We start from the raw sequence: 20,944 nt of genomic DNA, 5'->3' as shown, positions 1-20,944 counted from the left end.
TTAATCTTCAGGTTGAACCGCTATTTTACCCTGTTCCACGCGGAACATCTTGCCCTTTTCGTCACTCATGTCGATTACATGTTCGACACCAATGGCGCTGACAAATACCTGAGCCTGCGTGGCTTTCAGGCGCTCGGCCAGCAACCGACGACGCGAATCGTCCAGCTCCGAGGCAAAGTCATCAATCAGGTACAAACAGCGACGTCCGCTGCTGCGCGTCAGATATTCGCCCTGCGCTAAACGCAGCGCACACATCAGCAGCTTTAATTGTCCGCGTGAGAGTAAATCTTCCACCGGCGTGCCTTCTGCACGAATGCGAAAATCCGCTTTGTGCGGGCCGCTGGCGGTGTAGGTGAGCGCGCGATCGCGCTCGAAATTGCGTTCCAGCAGTTCGGCAAAATCGCTCTCTTTATCCCAGCCACGTTGGAATGAAAACGACAGCTCAAACTCTGGTAAAAATTGACCACAGGTGGCGATGATCTCTTTCGCTATCGCCGCACTGTACTCAGCGCGCCACTGACTAATCTGTTCGGCCAGCGGCACCAGTTCCTGATCCCACGGGCGGATCTGGCTGTAGCGTGAAACTTGTCGCAGCGCGGCATTACGCTGTTTCATCAATCGCCGCAAATTGTTCCACGCGTTGAAGAAGCCGGGCGCCGAGTGAAAACAGCCCCAATCAACATAGGCTCTACGGTATTTGGGGCCGCCGTTAAGTAAAGTAAACCCTTCAGGGGTGATCAGCTGCATCGGCAGCAATTGTGCCAGCTCGGCCACTTTATGGCCGTCGCTTCCATCAATCCGTACTTTGCTGTCACCGGCACGATTTTTGGTGAGACCAACTGCCAACTCTCGCTCGTTGCCTTCAATACGCCCATGCAGCACAAAGGCGTCCTGATCGTGGCGGATAACGCGTCCGGCCTGCAAACTGCGGAATGCGCGACCGTGTCCGAGGGTATAAATAGCTTCGAGCACGCTGGTTTTGCCGCTGCCGTTAGCGCCCACAAGGAAATTAAAGCCCGGTGCCAGCGTGAGATCGGCTTGCTCGATATTACGGAAATCTTTAATCAGGAGGCGGGTTAAAGCCATGAACGAATCCAGCTACGCATTAAGAAGTGTTTTTTCACCTAACCCTGCTATCAAGGGCGTTAACGGCGAAGCTAGTTTGCTCAAGGCCAGCGCGCAGGCCCTGGGAGCATACTGAAGTATGTGACCAGGGACGAGCACTGCCCGGGGGCAAAATAGCGAGTAAGTTAGCCCGCTAGACGATCACAAGCGCATTGGCATGACGACGTATGCCGCCGCTGGGCTGGCGACATCTTCAATTTGCACACTCGAAACCGAATCGGTCAGCAGCAAACGCACGTTTTCGCATTTCAGTGCATTCAGCACATCTAACACGTAACTCACGTTAAAGCCGATCTCCAGTTCAGTGCCGCTGTACGACACATCCAGCATCTCTTCCGCTTCTTCCTGTTCAGGGTTATTGGCGGTGATCTTGAGCTGATTTTCGGTGATATAGATACGAACACCGCGGAACTTCTCATTAGAGAGAATCGCTGCACGGGCAAACGCCTGTTTCAGCAGATCGCATCCCGCTTCCAGCGCTTTGTCCGGATTTTTCGGCAATACGCGGCGATAATCCGGGAAACGGCCATCAACCAGCTTAGAGGTAAAGATAAAGTCACCTACGTGGGCGCGAATGTTGCTGCTGCCGATCTGTACCTGCAGCGGAGTCTCGCCGCCATCAAGCAAACGGACTAATTCAATCACACCTTTACGTGGCACGATCACCGAATGGTTAGGCAACGCCTGGCCAATCGGCATGGAGCATACCGCCAGACGGTGACCATCGGTGGCGACGGTGCGCAACTCTTCACCTTCGGTCTCAAACAGCATGCCGTTGAGGTAGTAACGCACATCCTGATGCGCCATCGAGAACTGGGTTGCTTCAATCAGACGTTTCAGCGTGGCCTGTGGCAAGGTGAACTCCACCTCGCTCTGCCAGTCATCCAGATTAGGGAAGTCAGTGGCGGGCAGCGTCGATAAGGAAAAACGGCTGCGGCCAGAACGCACCAGCATTCTGTCACCTTCAAGCGTCAGGCTAATTTCCGCCCCCTCTGGCAAACCGCGACAGATATCGAGGAATTTACGCGCGGGCACGGTGGTCGCACCGGGCTCGTGGGGCTGCGTTAATGCAACGCGGGCCACCATCTCCATTTCCAAATCGGTGCCGGTCAGACGCAGTACGCCTTCACTCACCTGCAACAGTAAATTTCCGAGGATCGGTAAGGTCGGGCGTCCACCAAGCGGGCCGCTAACCTGTTGCAGTGGTTTCAGCAACTGCTCACGTTCTACAATAAATTTCATATGCGTCAGGAAGATAATGTTCGAATGAGGTTAGAGAAATCTTCTTTGATGTCGTGGCTCTCTTCACGCAACTGCTCAATTTTACGGCAGGCATGGAGCACGGTGGTATGATCGCGGCCACCAAACGCATCGCCAATTTCCGGCAGGCTATGGTTGGTCAACTCTTTCGCCATTGCCATTGCCATCTGACGCGGACGTGCCACCGAGCGCGAACGGCGCTTCGACAGTAAATCCGCGACTTTGATCTTGTAGTATTCGGCCACCGTTTTCTGGATGTTATCGATGGTGACCAGCTTTTCCTGCAGCGCCAGTAAATCTCGCAGCGCTTCGCGCACGAAATCGATGGTGATCGCGCGGCCGGTAAAGTTGGCATTGGCGATGACGCGGTTCAGTGCCCCTTCCAGCTCACGCACATTGGAGCGCAGACGCTTGGCAATAAAGAAGGCGACTTCTCCCGGCAGGCGAATATCGTTTTCATCCGCTTTCTTCATCAGGATCGCCACACGCGTTTCCAGCTCAGGCGGCTCGATCGCGACGGTTAATCCCCAGCCAAAGCGCGACTTCAGGCGATCTTCAACACCATTGATCTCTTTTGGATAGCGATCCGAGGTCAAAATGATCTGCTGATTGCCTTCCAGCAGGGCGTTAAAGGTATGGAAAAACTCTTCCTGCGAGCGCTCTTTATTGGCAAAGAACTGAATGTCATCGATCAACAGTGCATCGACGGAGCGGTAATAACGCTTAAATTCTTCAATGGCGTTGTTCTGCAGCGCTTTTACCATGTCCTGCACAAAACGTTCTGAGTGCATGTAAACCACTTTGGCATTCGGCTTGCGCGCAATAATGCCATTTCCCACTGCATGTAACAGGTGAGTTTTACCTAAACCGGTTCCGCCATAAAGGAAGAGCGGGTTGTAAGCCCCACCAGGATTATCCGCCACCTGACGTGCCGCCGCGCGCGCCAGCTGGTTAGATTTACCTTCAACGAAGTTATCGAAGTTGTGGCGGTTATTCACATTTGAGCGGTAGGTAACATCCGCCGGGGCGGGCACTGAGTCCCAGCTTGGGCGCAAGATTTGCGCCGGAGCAGGACGGTTTTCAACAGGAGCAGGGGTGCTGTAAGCCGCCATGGCTGGCTGGCTGGCTGCAACCTGCGCAGCCGGGCGCGTGCCCACTTCAAAACGCAGCAAAGGCACATTCGGACCGCAGAATTCATTCAGCAGCCCATTAATACTATTGAGATATTTATCCCGAACCCAGTCGAGTACAAACCGATTTGGTGCATACAAGGTCAGCGTATTGTCGTTTAATTCAGCTTGCAGCGGACGAATCCACATGCTGAATTCGGTGGCAGGAAGCTCATCCTGCAAACGGGCAAGACACTGTTGCCAAAGCGTAAGTGACACGGCGGACTCCACTCGTACAAAATCGATAAGAATTTCAGGCGCTAATAATAGAAACTGTCTTTTTTGACACAGGCGATCAGAAAGCGCCTGCGACCGCTATCCGCGGTAGTCATCCCTGGCGATCGCAGTGAGGATCGTCAGCGGAAGGGCGGATCATAGCGCAAAGCGGCACAGAGATCTTCCCTTTCTACACAGTTTTGATCCAATTTATCCACAGGCTAGTGAAGCGCTAATGAGTTTACGCTTTCTGTGGAAAAAGCGAGCGGTGATCTTGCTGAAAGAGGCAATTTTTCTGGTCGCCTCTCGTTTCCGCGCAATAAATCTGCAAATTGATCGCAAGAAGATCCGGCGCGATCCTTGCGCTTTACCCTATAGCCCGTATAATTCCCCACCCGGCATTATTGCGTGAAGCCTTGATGCCCGGAATCAGCGGGCTGTATCTGGTTTCCAGGTGCCGCGAACTGCGAAGTAAATTGACTCTGGACTGTACAATTATTACAATCCCGCCTCTTTATTAAAGACACATTGAGGCGTCGGTCGATTTACTGGCCCGAAAACGCGTCACCCAGTGAAAATTTTCAAGTTTAGGTAGAAATCGCCATGAAACGCACTTTTCAACCGTCCGTACTGAAGCGCAACCGTTCACACGGTTTCCGTGCTCGTATGGCAACAAAAAATGGTCGTCAGGTTCTGGCACGTCGTCGTGCTAAAGGCCGTGCTCGTTTGACCGTTTCTAAGTAATAAAGCTAACCCTCGTGGTTAAGCTCGCATTTCCCAGGGAGTTACGTTTGTTAACTCCCACTCATTTCACTTTCGTCTTCCAGCAGCCACAAAGAGCCGGTACGCCGCAAATCACCATCCTCGGCCGCCTTAACTCGCTGGGGCATCCCCGCATCGGTCTTACCGTCGCCAAAAAGCATGTGAAACGCGCCCATGAACGCAACCGGATCAAGCGATTGACCCGCGAAAGCTTTCGTCTGCGCCAACATGAGCTGCCTGCGATGGATTTTGTCATCGTGGCGAAAAAGGGGATTGCTGACCTCGATAACCGTGCGTTAACGGAAGCGTTGGAGAAACTATGGCGTCGTCACTGTCGCCTGGCTCGCGGCTCCTGATCGCCCTGATACGCGTTTATCAACGCGCCATCAGCCCACTACTTGGACCTCATTGTCGGTTCCATCCCACCTGCTCGCAGTATGGGATTGAGGCATTACGTCGTTTCGGCGTCGTAAAAGGTAGTTGGTTGACGATAAAACGCGTATTAAAATGCCACCCTTTGAACCCGGGTGGTGACGATCCTGTGCCGCCAAAAACCTTTGATACCAGAGAACATTAACGATGGATTCGCAACGCAATCTCTTTCTCATCGCTTTTCTGTTCGTGTCTTTTATGATCTGGCAAGCCTGGCAGACGGACCACGCTCCGCAGCCACAGCAGACTCAGACCACGCAGAACACAAGCAGCGCAGCGGGTGATGCCGCCTCTTCCGGCGTGCCGGCTAGCGGTCAGGGCCAAACGATCACCGTTAAGACTGATGTCCTGTCACTCAGCATCAATACTCGCGGTGGCGATATTGAGCAGGCACAGCTGCTGACTTACCCGGACAAACTGGGTTCAGACGCACCGTTCCAGCTGCTGGAAACCACCCCTGCCTTCGTTTATCAGGCGCAGAGTGGCTTAACCGGTCGTAATGGTCCGGATAACCCGAACAATGGCGCTCGTCCGCTGTTCACCACCACTCAGGATCACTTCGAGATGGCCGATGGCCAGACCGAGCTGCGCGTACCACTGACCTGGACCGATGAAAAAGGTGTGGTTTACACCAAAACCTTCGTGTTCAAGCGTGGCGACTTCGCGGTTAACGTTGACTACAACATCAATAACGCCTCGCAGCAGCCGCTGGAAGTGTCGATGTTTGGTCAGCTGAAGCAGACCATTGATCTGCCGAAGCATCGTGATACCGGCAGCAACAACTTTGCCCTGCACACCTTCCGTGGCGCAGCGTACTCGACCAGCGAAGCGAAATACGAAAAATACAAATTCGATACCATCGCGGATAACGAGAACCTGAACGCGACCACCAGCAATGGTTGGGTGGCGATGCTGCAGCAGTACTTTGCAACGGCTTGGGTGCCACGTACTCAGGGTAACAACACCCTGTACACCAGCAACCTCGGTAACGGCGTTGCGGCAATCGGTTATAAATCTTCACCGGTGACCGTGGCAGCAGGCGCACAGCAAGACCTGGGCGCGACCCTGTGGTTGGGGCCAGAAATCCAGGACAAGATGGCCGCTATCGCGCCTCACCTGGATCTGACTGTAGATTACGGTTGGTTGTGGTTCATCTCTCAGCCACTGTTTAAGCTGCTGAAGTTCCTGCACAGCTTTATCGGTAACTGGGGCTTCTCGATTATCGTTATCACCTTCATCGTTCGTGGCATCATGTACCCGCTGACCAAAGCGCAGTACACCTCCATGGCGAAGATGCGCATGCTGCAGCCGAAGATTCAGGCAATGCGTGAGCGTCTGGGCGATGACAAGCAGAAGCAGAGCCAGGAAATGATGGCGCTGTACAAAGCAGAGAAAGTGAACCCGCTGGGTGGCTGCTTGCCGCTGGTTATCCAGATGCCTATCTTCCTGGCCTTGTACTACATGCTGTCAGGTTCGATTGAACTGCGTCATGCACCGTTCATTCTGTGGATTCATGACCTCTCCGCGCAGGATCCGTACTACATTCTGCCGGTTATCATGGGTATCACCATGTTCTTCATCCAGAAGATGTCACCGACCACCGTGACCGATCCGATGCAGCAGAAGATCATGACCTACATGCCGGTTATCTTTACCGTGTTCTTCCTGTGGTTCCCTGCGGGTCTGGTGCTGTACTACATCGTCAGTAACCTGGTGACCATCCTCCAGCAGCAGCTGATTTATCGCGGGCTGGAAAAACGTGGTCTGCACAGCCGCGACAAGAAGAAAGCGTAACGTCTGACTGCAACAGCAGCAGCGTATACTCAAGGGGCGGCATTTATGTCGCCCTGTTTTTTTTCAAATTTTGTACCCTAAATAATTCGAGCGCAGCCAACGCCGCTGCAGCTTGAAGTATGACGGGTAAGAGAGAGAATCATGAGCCACAGCGATACTATCGTTGCCCAGGCGACACCTCCCGGCCGTGGCGGCGTCGGCATTCTGCGTATTTCCGGCGCCAAAGCCGCTGACGTCGCGCAAGCCGTGCTCGGCAAATTGCCGAAACCGCGCTATGCCGACTACTTGCCATTCAGCGATGCGGATGGCAGCGTGCTGGATCAGGGGATTGCGCTGTGGTTTCCTGGTCCCCACTCTTTCACCGGCGAAGATGTGCTGGAGCTGCAGGGTCACGGCGGCCCGGTGATTCTGGATCTGCTGCTGAAACGCATCGTGGCGCTGTCGGGTGTACGCATCGCTCAGCCGGGTGAATTCTCCGAACGTGCGTTCCTCAACGACAAACTCGATCTGGCGCAGGCGGAAGCGATCGCCGACCTGATCGACGCCAGTTCAGAGCAGGCCGCGCGTTCCGCCGTGAATTCACTGCAAGGCGCATTTTCCCTGCGCATCAATACACTCGTGGAAGCACTCACTCACCTGCGCATCTACGTGGAGGCCGCTATCGACTTCCCGGATGAGGAGATCGATTTTCTGTCTGACGGCAAAATCGAAGGTCAGCTTAATGCGGTGATCGGCGATCTTGATAACGTGCGCGCCGAAGCGCGTCAAGGCAGCCTGCTGCGCGAAGGAATGAAAGTGGTGATTGCTGGTCGTCCTAATGCCGGTAAATCCAGCTTGCTGAATGCCCTCGCCGGTCGTGAAGCCGCGATTGTCACCGATATCGCTGGCACCACGCGTGACGTGCTGCGTGAGCATATTCATATCGACGGCATGCCGCTGCACATCATCGATACTGCGGGGCTGCGTGAAGCCAGTGATGAAGTTGAGCGAATTGGAATTGAGCGCGCCTGGCAGGAAATCGAGCAAGCCGATCGCGTGCTGTTTATGGTCGATGGCACCACCACCGACGCCACCGAAGCGGCCGCAATCTGGCCTGATTTTGTCGCACGTTTACCGGCACAACTGCCGATTACTGTGGTGCGTAACAAAGCCGATATGACCGGCGAAGTGCTGGGTCTGACAGAAGTGAATGATCACTCACTGATTCGTCTTTCTGCGCGGACGGGGGAAGGCGTGGATGCACTGCGCGACCATCTAAAACAGAGCATGGGCTTCTCTGGCAATATGGAAGGTGGCTTCCTGGCACGCCGACGCCATCTGCAGGCATTAGAGTTAGCAGCCACTCACTTACAGCAGGGTAAAGACCAGCTGCTGGGTGCATGGGCCGGTGAACTGCTGGCGGAAGAGCTGCGTCTGGCTCAGCAGGCGCTGAGCGAGATCACCGGTGAATTCACCTCCGACGACCTGCTCGGCAGGATTTTCTCAAGTTTCTGTATTGGTAAGTAGTCTTTACCCTGTTTCCCCCATCACTGTTTGGTTGGGGGAAACATGCGTCTTTGTTATTTGGCACCCCCTCTCCTTTGCAGTATAACGATCGCTGGCCCGTGCTAAAGCGTATCGGCCTCACCCACGATTCATGCTAAACATTAGGCGCAAGTTGCTGCCTGAACAGGAGAGAAACATGAGTACACCGCTCGACAGCGTGGCGCTGAACGCGCTGTTCAATGACGCTCGCACCCACAGCTACTGGCAGGACAAACCGATTTCTCACGATGTGCTGCAGCAACTCTATAGCCTGACCGCGCTCGGCCCGACTTCAGCCAACTGTTCACCAGGACGGTTCGTGTTTGTCACTTCGCAGGAAGGCAAAGAGAAGCTGAAACCTGCGCTCTCCTCCGGCAACGTGGACAAAACCATGGCAGCACCGGCAACGGTGATCGTGGCGTGGGATCCTGAGTTCTATGAAGCGCTGCCCAAACTCTTCCCGCACGGTGATGCGCGTAGCTGGTTCACCAGCAGCCCGGATCTGGCTAAAGAGACGGCTTTCCGCAATAGCAGCCTGCAGGCAGGATATTTAATTCTGGCGGCGCGTTCGCTGGGGCTGGATGCCGGCCCTATGTCCGGTTTTGACCCGTCAAAAGTCAATGAAGCCTTCTTTAGCGAAAGCAAATGGCAGGTGAATTTACTGATTAATCTGGGCTATGGCGAAGCCAGCAAACTACATGCGCGTTTACCGCGTCTCGGCTTTGATGAAGCCTGCAAATTTGCCTGATTGATTCCAGGCGTCGGGCATTGCGCGACGCCTGTCACTCACATTAACCCAGCGAGTGAAAACCGCTGTTGAAATAGACCATCGGCTCCGCCGCTTCACCTGGCAGTGAAATGCCAACGATGCGCGCCAGCAGCACGCTGTGCGTATTCCACTCCACCACTTTCTCCAGCTGGCAGTCAAAACTCACCAATGCATCAGCCAGCACCGGTGCACCGGTGTTCAGCGTTTGCCACTCACCGCTCTGGAAGCGTTCTGCGCGACGTGCAGACTGACTGAACTGCGCGCATAAATCGTCATGCTGTTCACGCAAGACGTTCACAGCGAAATGGCCAGCATTCACAAATGCGTCGTGGCTGGATGCACTACGATTAACACACACCAGCAGGCTTGGCGGCTCGGCAGCCAGTGAGCTAACGGAGGTCGCAATCAGACCCAGCTTTTCGCCCTGAAACTCAGTGGTCACTAAAGAAACGCCTGCGGTCAGGCGGCGCATACCATGACGAAATTCATCAAGTGAGATTGATTCCTGGCGAGTAAGTGAAGTTACTGACATAAAAAAACTCCGACGTGCATGCTGCTGCGATGGGCACGATTATCTTGAGGTGGATTGTTCACGCACTTAGATGTGCTTTTGGTTGCCCAAATCCTACACTACCTCAGACTTTACGGCACCCTATCCGCGCAAAATCAGCAAAAGCGTTATATGCAAATTCAACTGATGGGATTAGCCGCCGCTTCGGTCTTATCTGATTTTTGGTCATTGCATGTTATGCCGGATGCAAACCTCTGAGAAAATTCCTACAATAGCGCCGATGATTATCTGACCATTTTCACGGAGCGACAGATGGCTAGTCATTTTGTACGTTGGATGGGTAACTCGCCGCTCTCTTCAGAGCTGTTTCGGGTTCCACAGGATGTGATTAACAGCGCCGATCGCTTCCCTGACAAGCGCCGTAGCCGTTTTCTCGCCGCACGCGAATTGCTGGCTCAGCTGATGCTGCGTGTCTATGGCATTCGTGAACTCCCGCCGCTTGTGACCACCAGCAGCGGACGACCTTGCTTTGCCGATCCTAACCTCCCTGACTTTAGTATTGCGTACGCCGGTAATATGGTCGGTGTGCTGCTGGCGGAAGAAGGCGGACGTGCGGGGTTGGATATGGAGATTGTCCGCGCCCACAGCCGTCAGACGCAGGACACGCTCACGCAGGATCTCTCATCGGGTGAGAAAGCGTGGATCAACGCGCAGCAGGATTTTATGGAAGCGGTGACGCAAATCTGGACACTGCGCCAGAGCATCCTCAAATTGACCGGTGAAAGTGAGAACGGTGCCGGTTCGCTGCAGTTGCACCCTGCTGCCGGCCGTCTGCGCTCCAGCGTGTTTCCGGATATTCAGGCGGTCTGTGATGCCGAGCCGATGCTGGTGTGGTCGTGCGCGCTCTCTCCGGGCACTGAGCGCTTATGCCTGTGGGAGATTGATGCACAACAGCAATGGCACCCATTGCGCGACGTTGAAATGAGCAAACCGAATATTGGCCCGCGCTCACTGCGTCTGACCAGCCTCACTCCCACACCCCAGGAAATCGGACATCTCTAACAAAACAGGCCGCAATCGCGGCCTGTTGTTTTTAGTGCGCGTCGATAAACGCGATTTTTAGCACAAACAGCAGGGCAACAATCACCACGCACGGGCTGATTTCACGCCAGCGTCCTGTGCCAAGCTTCATCACACAGTACGAGATGAAGCCCAGCGCGATACCTTCGGTGATCGAGAAGCTGAATGGCATCATCGCCGCCGTGACAAACGCCGGGACCGCTTCGGTGAGATCGTCCCAGCGCACGCGTGACAGTGACGCCGTCATCAAGACTCCCACATAGATCAGCGCACCTGCTGCCGCATAAGAAGGCACCATCGCGGCCAGCGGTGACAGGAACATCACCAGCAGGAACAGAATCCCGGTGATGACCGCCATCAAGCCGGTACGGCCACCAATCGCCACGCCGGAAGAGCTTTCGATATACGCCGTCACTGAAGAGGTGCCGATGAGCGAACCGGTCACCGAGCTGATGCTATCAACATACAGCGCCTGCTTCATACGCGGGAAAGTGCCCTTTTCATCGGTCAATCCGGCCTTATCGGTGACACCGATCAGCGTGCCGGAAGAGTCGAACAGGTTGACCAGCATAAAGGAGAAGATCACTCCCGCCATGCCGATGTTGAACGCCCCTTTAATATCGACCTGACCCACTACTGCGGTCACGGCCGGCGGCGCGGCAAACACACCGCTGAATTTCACATCGCCAATGGCTAAGCCAATCGCCGTAGTGACCACAATCGATACCAGCACCGCCGCGTGGATATTGCGTGAGGCCAGAATCGCGATAATGAAGAAGCCCAGCGCCCCCAGCAGTACGCTATGCGAGGTCAGGTTCCCGACCGTCACAATGGTGTCGGCATTCGGCACGATGATACCGGCGTTTTTCAGGCCCATCATGGCGATAAACAGGCCGATACCGGCGGTGATGCCGACGCGCAGACTCATCGGGATATTAGCAATCATCCAGTAGCGCACACGCAACAGCGTGAGGATCAGCAGACCCAGTGCGCCCCAGAAGATCGCCCCCATACCAACCTGCCATGAGTAACCCATCGCGCCGACCACCACAAACGCGAAGAAGGCGTTCAGCCCCATCGCCGGTGCCAGCGCGACCGGCAAGTTCGCCACCAGCCCCATCAGGATGCTACCAAAGGCCGCTATCAAACAGGTGGTGACAAACACCGCCTGAGTATCCATGCCTGCGGCGCCCAGAATTTGCGGGTTTACAAAGACGATATACACCATCGTCAGGAAAGTCGTGAAACCGGCGATCACTTCGGTGCGCGCGGTTGTGCCGTGTTCCTGCAGCTTAAAGATGCGCTGCAACAAGCCCTGATTGTTCATTCAACTGTCCCGGAAAAAAATTTATCGCCGCGTATCCTATAGATTTTAGCGCAGCAAAACACTGATTATTCGCAAACGGTTGCCGGGGTCGCTTTCTACGCTCAGTGCGCTAGAGTGTCAGCTGGCTGTTTAATAAAAGGATGATGTGCGATGTCAGTTGAATGTGTGTTTTTCGATTGCGACGGTACGCTGGTCGACAGTGAAGTGATCTGTACGCAATCCTACGTCAACACCTTTGCCCAATACGGTATTGAGCTCTCTTTGCAGCAGATGTTTGAGCAGTACAAAGGGGTAAAGCTCTATGACATCGTGCGGGATGTACTGGCGCAGCATCAGAAAGAGGTGCCGTTAGACGAGTTCGAAGCGGCGTATCGCGCGGATGTCGCCCGCCTGTTTGACCTCGACCTGAAGCCGATTGCCGGTGCCAAAGCGCTGGTGGAAAGCGTGAAAGTGCCGATGTGCGTGGTCTCCAACGGGACAGTGAAGAAGATACAGCACTCGCTGGGTTTAACCGGCATGCTGCCATACCTCGAAGGTCGGCTGTACAGCGGTTATGACATTAACCACTGGAAGCCCGATCCCGAGTTGATGTATCACGCAGCTGAGCAAATGCAGGTGCTGATTGAGAAGTGCATTCTGGTGGATGATTCAGAAGCCGGTGCGCGTGCGGGGATCGCGGCGGGCATTCCGGTATTTTACTACTGCGCTGATGCACACAATCCGGAGTTGGATCATCCGCTGGTGACGCGCTTTGACGATATGGCACAACTGCCCGCACTGTGGCGCGCACGGGGTTGGGATTTGGTGTAAACCCAGGGCGGCATGAATGTCGCCCCTGCAGAAACCGGCGCACGATGTCCGGGCAATGCAGGATGCAAATCGACTGACCCCAAAAGTGTTACCTCTGTGGTCGGTCTGATCTGTTACCTCCGTGCCCGGTGGAACCTGGTGCTGCTTCTACAGAGGCCGATGTGCGATTTTGATCTGTTCGCAGATCTAATAGGGTGCGCATTTATGCGCACCAGGTAACCTAAACGCCTTAGCCAATCGCGCCCAGTGAATCCTCGTTGCTCTGCTTCTTCGGCAGCAGGAACAGGGTGGCAACAATATCCAGCAGGTAAATCAGCGCCAGCAGCGTGATCGCCGCGGTAAACGAGATTTGCGCCGCCAGCAGACCAATCACCAGTGGACCAAAACCGCCGACACCGCGTCCAAGGTTGAACAACACGTTCTGCGCAGTGGCGCGCGCCTGCAGTGGGAAGGTGTCCGAGATCAGCGCGCCGTAACCGCCAATCATGCCATTCACAAACATCCCCATGATCGCGCCGGTAAACAGCATGACGGTAGGATCGCGCAACTGCGCATACACCACCACCATGGCGACCGCGCCAAACTGGTACAGCAGAAAGATTTTCCAGCGCGCGAAGCGATCGGCCAATACGCCAAACAGCCAGATACCAAAGGTCATGCCCACCACGGTCACCGCCGTCCACAAGCCGGATTTCGTCAGGCTAAAACCAAAGCTGGATGAGAGGTAACTTGGCATCCAGATCATCAGACCGTAATAACCGAAGTTCTGCACTGAGCAGAGGATGAAAATCCCGAGACTGGCTTTGCTGGTGGCGCGATCGGCAAACAGCAATTTGATGCGCGCGGCGAATGACAGCTGTGGCGTCTTCTCAACATGGCGTGTGAAACCCTCCGGCTCCCCCATACTGCGACGAATCACGAAGGACACTAGCGCGGGCAGTAAACCCACCAGGAACATGCCGCGCCAGCCGATCACACTCAGTAGCGGCGGAGTAATAAACGCCGCCAGCAGCACACCGAGCTGCCAGCCGATGCCGACCCATGCCGAGGCGCGATTACGCTTCTCCTTCGGCCAGGCTTCCGCAATCAGTGCCATGCCAATACCAAACTCACCGCCTAAGCCCACGCCCGCCAGCGTGCGATAGGCCAACAGATCCCAGTAGCCCTGCGCCACCGCGCACAGCCCGGTGAAGATTGAGAACATCAGGATCGTCACGGTAAGAATACGGATACGACCATAGCGATCGCTGAGATGACCAAACACAATGCCACCGATCACCGCGCCGATCAGCGTCCAGGTGACCAGCGAACCGGCCTGAGAGGGATCGAGCGCCAGCGAGACGCTGATCGCCGGTAACATAAAGCCCAGAATTAACAGATCGAAGCCGTCCATCGCATAGCCACTAATGGCAGCAACCATCGCTTTTGCCGGCGTCACGGCGTTTTTTTTCGTTATTGGGGAAGACATTTAACAGCACCTGGCAGAAAAAAGTGCGCCAAGTATAAAGAGAGGGAATCGCGGAGACCAATCAGAAATGAAGATGGCTGCCTGTTTGCCACAGTGGCAACAGGCAGCCGAAACGGCAATTAAGAGGGTTTATTGCTGCCGTCGTCACCTGACAGCAGTTCATCCAGCTTGTCGCCGCCAACGTGACGGAAATCCTGACCTTTAACGAAATAGAAGATAATTTCGCAGATGTTCTGGCAACGGTCACCGATACGCTCGATAGCGCGGGCACAGAACAGCGCCGTCAATACACTTGGGATGGTGCGGGGATCTTCCATCATGTAGGTCATCAGCTGACGCACAATGCCTTCGTACTCTTTGTCGACCTTCTTATCTTCACGATAGATCTTAATGGCTTCATTCAGATCCATACGCGCGAAGGCATCCAGCACGTCGTGCAGCATCTGCACGGTGTGGCGACCCAGAGACTCCAGGCTCACCAGCAGAGGCAAGTGCTGCTGGCTGAACTTCTCCAGCGCGGTGCGGCTGATTTTCTCCGCAACGTCACCGATACGTTCCAGCTCAGAGATAGTCTTGATGATCGCCATGACCAGACGCAAATCGATCGCGGTTGGCTGACGTTTGGCGATGATGCGCACGCAGGCTTCATCAATCTCCACTTCCATCATGTTGACCTTCTGGTCACCGTCGATGACGCGACGTGCCAGCTCGCCATCCTGGTTGTGCATCGCGGTAATGGCGTCAGTGAGTTGCTGCTCCACCATGCCACCCATGATCATCACCTGAGTGCGAATGTGCTCCAGCTCCGCGTTGAACTGACCGGAGATGTGTTTGTTCAGATTTAAATTATCCATGTGCGTCTCCTGAATCAGCCGTAACGACCGGTGATGTAATCTTCGGTCTGCTTCTGCGCGGGCTTGGTAAACAGTGTATCGGTGTCGCTGAATTCGATCAGCTCGCCCAGATACATGAAAGCGGTATGGTCAGAACAACGCGCGGCCTGCTGCATGTTGTGCGTCACGATCACCACGGTGTAATCCTGCTTCAGCTCGGTGATCAGCTCTTCAATACGACCGGTAGAGATCGGGTCGAGGGCTGAGCATGGCTCATCCAGTAACAGGACTTCCGGGCGAATCGCGATACCGCGTGCGATACACAGACGCTGCTGCTGTCCGCCTGAGAGACTGTAACCGCTCTGATGCAGCTTGTCTTTGGTTTCATTCCACAGCGCGGCTTTGGTCAGCGCCCACTGCACACGCTCGTCCATATCGGCACGTGACAGCTTTTCAAACAGACGCACGCCAAACGCGATGTTGTCATAAATCGACATAGGGAACGGCGTTGGCTTCTGGAACACCATGCCAACGCGTGCGCGCAGCAGGGCAATATCCTGATGGGAAGCCAGAATATTGTCGCCATCCAGCAGAATGTCACCTTCAGCACGCTGCTCAGGGTAGAGCGAGTACATTTTGTTGAAGGTGCGCAGCAGGGTGGATTTACCACAGCCTGATGGTCCGATGAAGGCGGTGACCTGGTTCTTTGCGATATCCAGGTTAATGTTCTTCAGAGCGTGAAACTTTCCGTAATAGAAGTTCAGATTGCGAACCTGAATTTTACCGGCAGAAGTCGTTGCCATACTCATTGCTCATCTCTCATGTGCAGCGCCGCCGAAGCCGCGCCGGGAAATTAATGTTTGCCCTTGGCGAAAACCACTCGCGCGACAATGTTCAGCAGCAGCACGCACAGGGTAATGATCAACACACCCGCCCATGCCAGGCTTTGCCACTCGGCAAATGGGCTCATGGCGAATTTGAAAATCGTCACCGGCAGGTTGGCGATCGGCTGCATCATGTCGGTACTCCAGAACTGGTTCGACAGCGCAGTAAACAGCAGCGGTGCAGTTTCGCCCGCGATACGTGCCACGGCCAGCAGGACACCGGTAATGATGCCGGAGACTGAAGCTTTCAGCGTAATGGCCGAAATCATCTTCCACTTCGGCGTACCCAGTGCATAAGCCGCTTCACGCATGCTGTCAGGTACCAGACGCAGCATGTTTTCAGAAGTACGGATCACGATAGGAATCTGCAACAGCGCCAAGGCAACCACGCCCGCCCAACCAGAGAAGTGCTGCATCTGCGCGACCACAATGGTGTAGACAAACAGACCGACCACAATGGAGGGGGCAGAAAGCAGGATGTCGTTGATGAAACGAATCACTTCTGCCAGCCAGTGCTTACGACCATACTCGGCAAGATAGATACCAGCCATGATACCCAGCGGTGTACCAATCACCGTTGACCACAGAATAAGTAACCCACTGCCCGCCAGGGCGTTGGCTAAACCACCGCCTGCGGTGTTCGGTGGCGGGGTTGATTCAGTGAACAGTGACCAGCTCAGACCATCAATGCCTTTGGTGACGGTAGTGAACAGAATCCACACCAGCCAGAACAGGCCAAAGGCCATGGTCAGCATCGACAGCGTCAGTGCCACTTTATTTTTAGCGCTGCGACGTGCCTGCATTTTACGGCGCGAGGCTTCCAGCTCAGCACGAGCATGCATTTCGATAGCGGTCATGAACGGGCTCCTTCACTCTTCGCCAGGCGCAGGATCATCAGTTTGGAGATGGCCAGTACGATAAAGGTAATCACGAACAGAATCAGACCCAGTTCCATCAATGCCGCCACATGCACACCGGATTCAGCTTCAGCGAATTCGTTCGCCAGCGCGGAGGTGATACTGTTGCCCGGCATAAACAGCGAGGCGCTGTCGAGCTGGTAGGTGTTACCGATGATGAAGGTCACCGCCATGGTTTCACCCAGTGCACGACCCAGGCCCAGCATCACACCACCGATTACACCGTTTTTGGTGAACGGCAGCACGATACGCCAGATCACTTCCCACGTGGTGCAACCAATACCGTAGGCGGACTCTTTCATCATCACTGGCGTCTGCTCAAACACATCACGCATGACCGATGCAATGTACGGAATGATCATGATGGCGAGGATCACGCCAGCGGCCAGAATACCGATACCGAATGCCGGGCCTGAGAACAGGGCACCCACAATGGGAATGTTCGACATGATGTTGCCGACCGGTGTCTGGAAGTACTCAGCGAACAGCGGGGCGAAGATAAACAGGCCCCACATGCCGTAAACGATACTCGGGATCGCTGCCAGCAACTCAATTGCGGTACCCAGCGGGCGACGCAACCAGTTAGGTGCCAGTTCCGTCAGGAATAGCGCAATGCCAAAGCTCACCGGCACAGCGATGATTAAGGCAATGATGGAGGTGACGAGGGTGCCGTAGATCGGTACCAGCGCACCAAATTGTTCGTTTGGCGCATCCCAGGTTTTGGTCCATAAGAAGGAAAAACCAAATTTTTGGATGCTTGGCCAGGAAGAGAAAATCAGGGAGACGATAATGCCACCCATCAACAACAACACGATAAGCGCGGAAAGTTTCACCAGCGCGCCGAAAATCATGTCACCTTGTTTACCTGGGGCTTTGAACGTCGGCTTAGTGGCAGCCATAAGTTTCTCGGTTCTCAGAGGAAGTTCAGGGCGGCATACCATGCCGCCCATCGGGTTGGTCAGTCAGGGGAGACTGACCGGGTCATTCGCTTACTTGTAAATCGCTTTGCCTGAGCTGTCTTTGATGTTCGCTTTCCAGGCAGTACGAATCTGGTTAGCGACGCTTTCTGGCAGCGCGGCGTAATCCAGTGAGGTTGCAGTTTTGCTGCCGCCTTTGTAAGCCCAGTCGAAGAACTTCAGCACTTCAGCACCTTTCTCAGCATTCGCCTGGTCTTTGTAGATCAGGATGAAAGTGGTTGAGGTGATCGGCCATGCATCGTTGCCTTTCTGGAAGGTCAGGTCTTGAGCGAAAGACTCGCTCCAGTTTGCGCCTTTGGCAGCGTTAGCAAAGCTGGCTTCGCTTGGTGCAACAGATTTACCGTCAGCATCAACCAGTTTGGTGTAGGTCAGGTTGTTCTGCTTAGCGTACGCATATTCAACGTAGCCGATTGAACCCGGCAGACGCTGTACGAAGGCTGCGACACCGTCGTTACCTTTACCACCCAGACCGGTTGGCCAGTTAACGGTGTTGCCTTTACCAATTTTGCTGTTCCAGTCTGCGTTGACTTTAGACAAGTAGCTGGTGAACACGAAAGAGGTACCTGAACCATCTGCGCGGCGAACCACGTTGATGTTGGTGTCTGGCAGTTTCACGCCTGGGTTCAGCTTAGTGATCGCCGGGTCGTTCCACTTTTTGATGTTGCCCAGGTAGATATCGCCAACGGTTTTTCCGTCCAGCGTCAGTTCACCTGATTTAACACCTGGGATGTTAACGGCCAGAACCACGCCACCGATAACGGTAGGGAACTGGAACAGACCATTTTTTTCCAAATCGGCATCCGCCATCGGCGCATCTGACGCACCGAAATCAACGGTTTTAGCGATGATCTGCTTAACGCCGCCTGAAGAACCAATACCCTGATAGTTGATTTTGCTACCGGTGGCTTGCTGGTATTCTGCTGCCCACTTGGCATAAACCGGTGCCGGGAATGTACCGCCAGCGCCAGTCAGGTCGGTGGCTGCAAAAGCAGATACCGCGCTTACTGCGAAGGTGGCAGCGAGGATTCGGGCTACGGATGTACGCATCAGTGTCATGTTCCCTCCAGGGGATTTAAAAAAAATCAGGCTCAATGCCATTTTAGTTGGAGTCAGTGATTGCTGCTGGAGGGAAAATAGGACAGTTTGATGACAGTGAAATGTACGAAATATGACAGTTATATGACACCGTTTAAAAAGCAAGCGGACCCGTTGCAGGCCCGCCCTTTTTATAGATTATTCAACAGTAACCGATTTTGCCAGGTTACGGGGCTGGTCAACGTCGGTGCCTTTAATCAGCGCAACATGATACGAAAGCAGCTGCAACGGCACGGTATAGAAGATCGGTGCTATCACCTCTTCGACGTGTGGCAGTGAGATAATTTTCATGCCTTCGCTGTCGGTGAAACCCGCATCCTGATCGGCAAATACATATAGCAAACCGCCGCGCGCACGCACCTCTTCAATATTCGATTTCAGCTTCTCCAGTAGCTCGTTATTCGGCGCAACGACGATCACCGGCATATCGGCATCAATTAGCGCCAGCGGGCCGTGCTTGAGCTCTCCGGCGGCGTAGGCTTCTGCGTGAATATAGGAGATCTCTTTCAGCTTCAGCGCGCCTTCCATCGCGATCGGATACTGATCGCCACGACCCAGGAACAAGGCATGATGCTTGTCAGAGAAACCTTCCGCCAGGCTTTCAATCACTTTATCCTGCGCCAACATCTGCTCAATGCGGCTTGGCAATGCCTGCAGCGCATGCACAATTTCGTGCTCGGTTTCTGGCTTCATGCCATGCAGACGACCCAGTTTCGCCACCAGCATCAGCAACACCGCCAACTGCGTGGTGAAGGCTTTCGTTGAGGCCACACCAATTTCGGTGCCGGCTTTGGTCATTAGCGCCAGATCGGATTCACGCACCAGCGAAGAGCCGGCAACGTTACAGATGGCCAGCGAACCGAGATAACCCAGCTCTTTCGACAAGCGTAGCGCGGCCAGCGTATCGGCGGTTTCACCCGATTGCGACAGGGTGATCAGCAGACTGTTTTTACGCACAGCGGATTTGCGATAGCGGAATTCGGAGGCGATTTCCACATCGCAAGGAATGTTGGCCAGCGACTCAAACCAGTAGCGCGACACCATCCCGGAGTTATACGAGGTACCGCAGGCGATAATCTGGATGTGCTCAACCTTGCTCAGCAAGGCTTCGGCATTGGCACCCAGTTCGCTGAGATCGATCTGCCCATGATTAAAACGACCAGTGATGGTGTTTTTAATCGCGTTCGGCTGCTCATAGATCTCTTTCTGCATGTAGTGACGATAGGCACCTTTATCACCAGCATCGTACTGCGCCGTGGATTCGATTTCCGCGCGTTTGGCTGGCTTGCCATCACGATCGATGATGGTGACTTCACGGCGCGTAATCTCGGCGATATCGCCCTCTTCCAGGTACATAAAGCGGCGGGTCACCGGCAGCAGCGCCAGTTGGTCAGAAGCAATGAAGTTTTCACCCACGCCACGGCCAATCACCAGCGGGCTACCTGAACGCGCAGCCACCAGCACGGATGGATCGCGGCTGTCCATGATCACCATGCCATAAGCACCGCGCAGTTGCGGGATCACGCGCAGTACCACTTCACGCAATGTGCCGCCCTGCTTCTGCTCCCAGTGCACCAGATGCGCCACCACTTCGGTGTCCGTTTCTGAGGCAAACTGGTAACCGCGTTCGATCATCTGCGCACGCAATGGCTCATGGTTCTCAATGATGCCGTTATGCACAATGATAATGTGCTCAGAGACATGCGGATGCGCATTGGCTTCTGATGGCTCACCGTGGGTTGCCCAACGCGTATGAGCAATACCAGTGCCACCAATCAGTGGCTGCTGCTCTGCGGCTTCAGCCAGATTAGCCACTTTACCAAGACGACGCAGACGCGTCATATGTCCCTGGCGATCGACAACGGCCAGACCCGCAGAGTCATAACCGCGATACTCAAGACGACGCAGACCTTCCAGCAGAATTTCTGCGATGTCACGCTGCGCTACTGCACCAACAATTCCACACATAATAGTTTCCTGACTTCATGGCT

20 protein-coding genes are annotated in these 20,944 nt (G+C 54.6%); 8 read left to right on the top strand and 12 right to left on the bottom strand.

Going from position 1 to position 20,944, the window contains the following annotated elements; translation table 11 throughout:
* The 3 genes from recF to dnaA all read right to left on the bottom strand — a co-directional run bounded on the left by recF (position 1) and on the right by dnaA (position 3,773).
* The gene (gene recF / locus AC6I8L_RS00160) at positions 1-1,086 is read right to left on the bottom strand and encodes a DNA replication/repair protein RecF (RefSeq protein WP_058961703.1); all 1,086 of its coding nucleotides are present in this window, start codon (positions 1,084-1,086) and stop codon (positions 1-3) included.
* A 180-nt stretch (positions 1,087-1,266) separates the two neighbouring features.
* Entirely contained in the window at positions 1,267-2,367 is a 1,101-nt protein-coding gene (dnaN, locus tag AC6I8L_RS00155; protein WP_034830010.1) for a DNA polymerase III subunit beta, read from the bottom strand.
* A gap of 5 nt (positions 2,368-2,372) precedes the next feature.
* Positions 2,373-3,773, bottom strand: coding sequence for a chromosomal replication initiator protein DnaA (dnaA, locus tag AC6I8L_RS00150; RefSeq protein WP_034830012.1), 1,401 nt, complete (start codon positions 3,771-3,773; stop codon positions 2,373-2,375).
* A gap of 600 nt (positions 3,774-4,373) precedes the next feature.
* Between dnaA and rpmH the strand changes: the two genes are divergently transcribed.
* From rpmH to AC6I8L_RS00120, 6 genes are all read left to right on the top strand, one after another.
* The gene (gene rpmH, locus AC6I8L_RS00145) at positions 4,374-4,514 is read left to right on the top strand and encodes a 50S ribosomal protein L34 (RefSeq protein WP_000831330.1); all 141 of its coding nucleotides are present in this window, start codon (positions 4,374-4,376) and stop codon (positions 4,512-4,514) included.
* A gap of 14 nt (positions 4,515-4,528) precedes the next feature.
* Entirely contained in the window at positions 4,529-4,888 is a 360-nt protein-coding gene (rnpA, locus tag AC6I8L_RS00140) for a ribonuclease P protein component (RefSeq protein WP_034830013.1), read from the top strand.
* The gene (gene yidD, locus AC6I8L_RS00135; protein ID WP_007893564.1) at positions 4,852-5,109 is read left to right on the top strand and encodes a membrane protein insertion efficiency factor YidD; all 258 of its coding nucleotides are present in this window, start codon (positions 4,852-4,854) and stop codon (positions 5,107-5,109) included. Before rnpA ends, yidD begins: the two co-directional genes overlap by 37 nt.
* 2 nt (positions 5,110-5,111) lie before the next feature.
* On the top strand, positions 5,112-6,758 hold the full coding sequence (yidC, locus tag AC6I8L_RS00130; RefSeq protein ID WP_038643953.1) for a membrane protein insertase YidC: 1,647 nt from the start codon (positions 5,112-5,114) through the stop codon (positions 6,756-6,758).
* A gap of 141 nt (positions 6,759-6,899) precedes the next feature.
* Positions 6,900-8,264 carry a tRNA uridine-5-carboxymethylaminomethyl(34) synthesis GTPase MnmE gene (gene mnmE / locus AC6I8L_RS00125; protein WP_034830015.1) on the top strand — a complete coding sequence of 455 codons (1,365 nt, stop codon included), beginning with the start codon at positions 6,900-6,902 and terminating at the stop codon, positions 8,262-8,264.
* A 175-nt stretch (positions 8,265-8,439) separates the two neighbouring features.
* Positions 8,440-9,030 (top strand): malonic semialdehyde reductase, encoded by a 591-nt coding sequence (locus AC6I8L_RS00120; protein ID WP_058961702.1) that lies wholly within the window; start codon positions 8,440-8,442, stop codon positions 9,028-9,030.
* Between the two features lie 43 nt (positions 9,031-9,073).
* On the opposite strand, the gene AC6I8L_RS00115 is transcribed toward AC6I8L_RS00120, so the two are convergent.
* Positions 9,074-9,583: a flavin reductase family protein gene (locus AC6I8L_RS00115; RefSeq protein ID WP_034830017.1), complete on the bottom strand. Its 510-nt coding sequence runs from the start codon at positions 9,581-9,583 to the stop codon at positions 9,074-9,076.
* A 291-nt stretch (positions 9,584-9,874) separates the two neighbouring features.
* Between AC6I8L_RS00115 and AC6I8L_RS00110 the strand changes: the two genes are divergently transcribed.
* Positions 9,875-10,624, top strand: a complete 750-nt coding sequence (locus AC6I8L_RS00110) for a 4'-phosphopantetheinyl transferase family protein (protein ID WP_058961701.1) — start codon at positions 9,875-9,877, stop codon at positions 10,622-10,624.
* A 31-nt stretch (positions 10,625-10,655) separates the two neighbouring features.
* Here the strand turns inward: AC6I8L_RS00110 and AC6I8L_RS00105 are convergent, their stop codons facing one another.
* Positions 10,656-11,969: an NCS2 family permease gene (locus AC6I8L_RS00105; protein ID WP_058961700.1), complete on the bottom strand. Its 1,314-nt coding sequence runs from the start codon at positions 11,967-11,969 to the stop codon at positions 10,656-10,658.
* Positions 11,970-12,119: 150 nt separating this feature from the next.
* On the opposite strand from AC6I8L_RS00105, the gene yieH reads away from it, so the two are divergent.
* A complete protein-coding gene (gene yieH / locus AC6I8L_RS00100) occupies positions 12,120-12,779 on the top strand; it encodes a 6-phosphogluconate phosphatase (RefSeq protein ID WP_058961699.1) in 660 nt (219 codons plus the stop codon).
* 229 nt (positions 12,780-13,008) lie between these two features.
* On the opposite strand, the gene AC6I8L_RS00095 is transcribed toward yieH, so the two are convergent.
* The 7 genes from AC6I8L_RS00095 to glmS form a co-directional block, all read right to left on the bottom strand.
* On the bottom strand, positions 13,009-14,247 hold the full coding sequence (locus AC6I8L_RS00095) for an MFS transporter (protein ID WP_479397882.1): 1,239 nt from the start codon (positions 14,245-14,247) through the stop codon (positions 13,009-13,011).
* A 119-nt stretch (positions 14,248-14,366) separates the two neighbouring features.
* A complete protein-coding gene (gene phoU, locus AC6I8L_RS00090; RefSeq protein WP_034830028.1) occupies positions 14,367-15,101 on the bottom strand; it encodes a phosphate signaling complex protein PhoU in 735 nt (244 codons plus the stop codon).
* A gap of 14 nt (positions 15,102-15,115) precedes the next feature.
* Entirely contained in the window at positions 15,116-15,889 is a 774-nt protein-coding gene (gene pstB / locus AC6I8L_RS00085; RefSeq protein WP_034830029.1) for a phosphate ABC transporter ATP-binding protein PstB, read from the bottom strand.
* A 44-nt stretch (positions 15,890-15,933) separates the two neighbouring features.
* Positions 15,934-16,821, bottom strand: coding sequence for a phosphate ABC transporter permease PstA (pstA, locus tag AC6I8L_RS00080; RefSeq protein WP_058961698.1), 888 nt, complete (start codon positions 16,819-16,821; stop codon positions 15,934-15,936).
* Positions 16,818-17,780: a phosphate ABC transporter permease PstC gene (pstC, locus tag AC6I8L_RS00075; protein WP_034830032.1), complete on the bottom strand. Its 963-nt coding sequence runs from the start codon at positions 17,778-17,780 to the stop codon at positions 16,818-16,820. The genes pstA and pstC overlap by 4 nt, the downstream gene beginning before the upstream one ends.
* A 90-nt stretch (positions 17,781-17,870) precedes the next feature.
* Entirely contained in the window at positions 17,871-18,914 is a 1,044-nt protein-coding gene (gene pstS / locus AC6I8L_RS00070) for a phosphate ABC transporter substrate-binding protein PstS (protein ID WP_045815086.1), read from the bottom strand.
* 177 nt (positions 18,915-19,091) lie between these two features.
* A complete protein-coding gene (gene glmS / locus AC6I8L_RS00065; RefSeq protein ID WP_058961697.1) occupies positions 19,092-20,921 on the bottom strand; it encodes a glutamine--fructose-6-phosphate transaminase (isomerizing) in 1,830 nt (609 codons plus the stop codon).
* Positions 20,922-20,944 lie beyond the last annotated feature (23 nt).

This window comes from Type-E symbiont of Plautia stali, assembly GCF_059731115.1.
This window is presented reverse-complemented; position numbering and strand designations above follow the sequence as displayed.

What these genes read in the sequence shown, in the direction of transcription:
- recF (WP_058961703.1), bottom strand. Translation starts at nt 1,086, where the DNA reads ATGGCTTTAACCCGCCTCCTGATTAAAGATTTCCGTAATATCGAGCAA.
- dnaN (WP_034830010.1), bottom strand. Translation starts at nt 2,367, where the DNA reads ATGAAATTTATTGTAGAACGTGAGCAGTTGCTGAAACCACTGCAACAG.
- rpmH (WP_000831330.1), top strand. Translation starts at nt 4,374, where the DNA reads ATGAAACGCACTTTTCAACCGTCCGTACTGAAGCGCAACCGTTCACAC.
- yidD (WP_007893564.1), top strand. Translation starts at nt 4,852, where the DNA reads ATGGCGTCGTCACTGTCGCCTGGCTCGCGGCTCCTGATCGCCCTGATA.
- yidC (WP_038643953.1), top strand. Translation starts at nt 5,112, where the DNA reads ATGGATTCGCAACGCAATCTCTTTCTCATCGCTTTTCTGTTCGTGTCT.
- mnmE (WP_034830015.1), top strand. Translation starts at nt 6,900, where the DNA reads ATGAGCCACAGCGATACTATCGTTGCCCAGGCGACACCTCCCGGCCGT.
- AC6I8L_RS00120 (WP_058961702.1), top strand. Translation starts at nt 8,440, where the DNA reads ATGAGTACACCGCTCGACAGCGTGGCGCTGAACGCGCTGTTCAATGAC.
- AC6I8L_RS00115 (WP_034830017.1), bottom strand. Translation starts at nt 9,583, where the DNA reads ATGTCAGTAACTTCACTTACTCGCCAGGAATCAATCTCACTTGATGAA.
- AC6I8L_RS00110 (WP_058961701.1), top strand. Translation starts at nt 9,875, where the DNA reads ATGGCTAGTCATTTTGTACGTTGGATGGGTAACTCGCCGCTCTCTTCA.
- AC6I8L_RS00105 (WP_058961700.1), bottom strand. Translation starts at nt 11,969, where the DNA reads ATGAACAATCAGGGCTTGTTGCAGCGCATCTTTAAGCTGCAGGAACAC.
- yieH (WP_058961699.1), top strand. Translation starts at nt 12,120, where the DNA reads ATGTCAGTTGAATGTGTGTTTTTCGATTGCGACGGTACGCTGGTCGAC.
- AC6I8L_RS00095 (WP_479397882.1), bottom strand. Translation starts at nt 14,247, where the DNA reads ATGTCTTCCCCAATAACGAAAAAAAACGCCGTGACGCCGGCAAAAGCG.
- phoU (WP_034830028.1), bottom strand. Translation starts at nt 15,101, where the DNA reads ATGGATAATTTAAATCTGAACAAACACATCTCCGGTCAGTTCAACGCG.
- pstB (WP_034830029.1), bottom strand. Translation starts at nt 15,889, where the DNA reads ATGAGTATGGCAACGACTTCTGCCGGTAAAATTCAGGTTCGCAATCTG.
- pstA (WP_058961698.1), bottom strand. Translation starts at nt 16,821, where the DNA reads ATGACCGCTATCGAAATGCATGCTCGTGCTGAGCTGGAAGCCTCGCGC.
- pstC (WP_034830032.1), bottom strand. Translation starts at nt 17,780, where the DNA reads ATGGCTGCCACTAAGCCGACGTTCAAAGCCCCAGGTAAACAAGGTGAC.
- pstS (WP_045815086.1), bottom strand. Translation starts at nt 18,914, where the DNA reads ATGACACTGATGCGTACATCCGTAGCCCGAATCCTCGCTGCCACCTTC.
- glmS (WP_058961697.1), bottom strand. Translation starts at nt 20,921, where the DNA reads ATGTGTGGAATTGTTGGTGCAGTAGCGCAGCGTGACATCGCAGAAATT.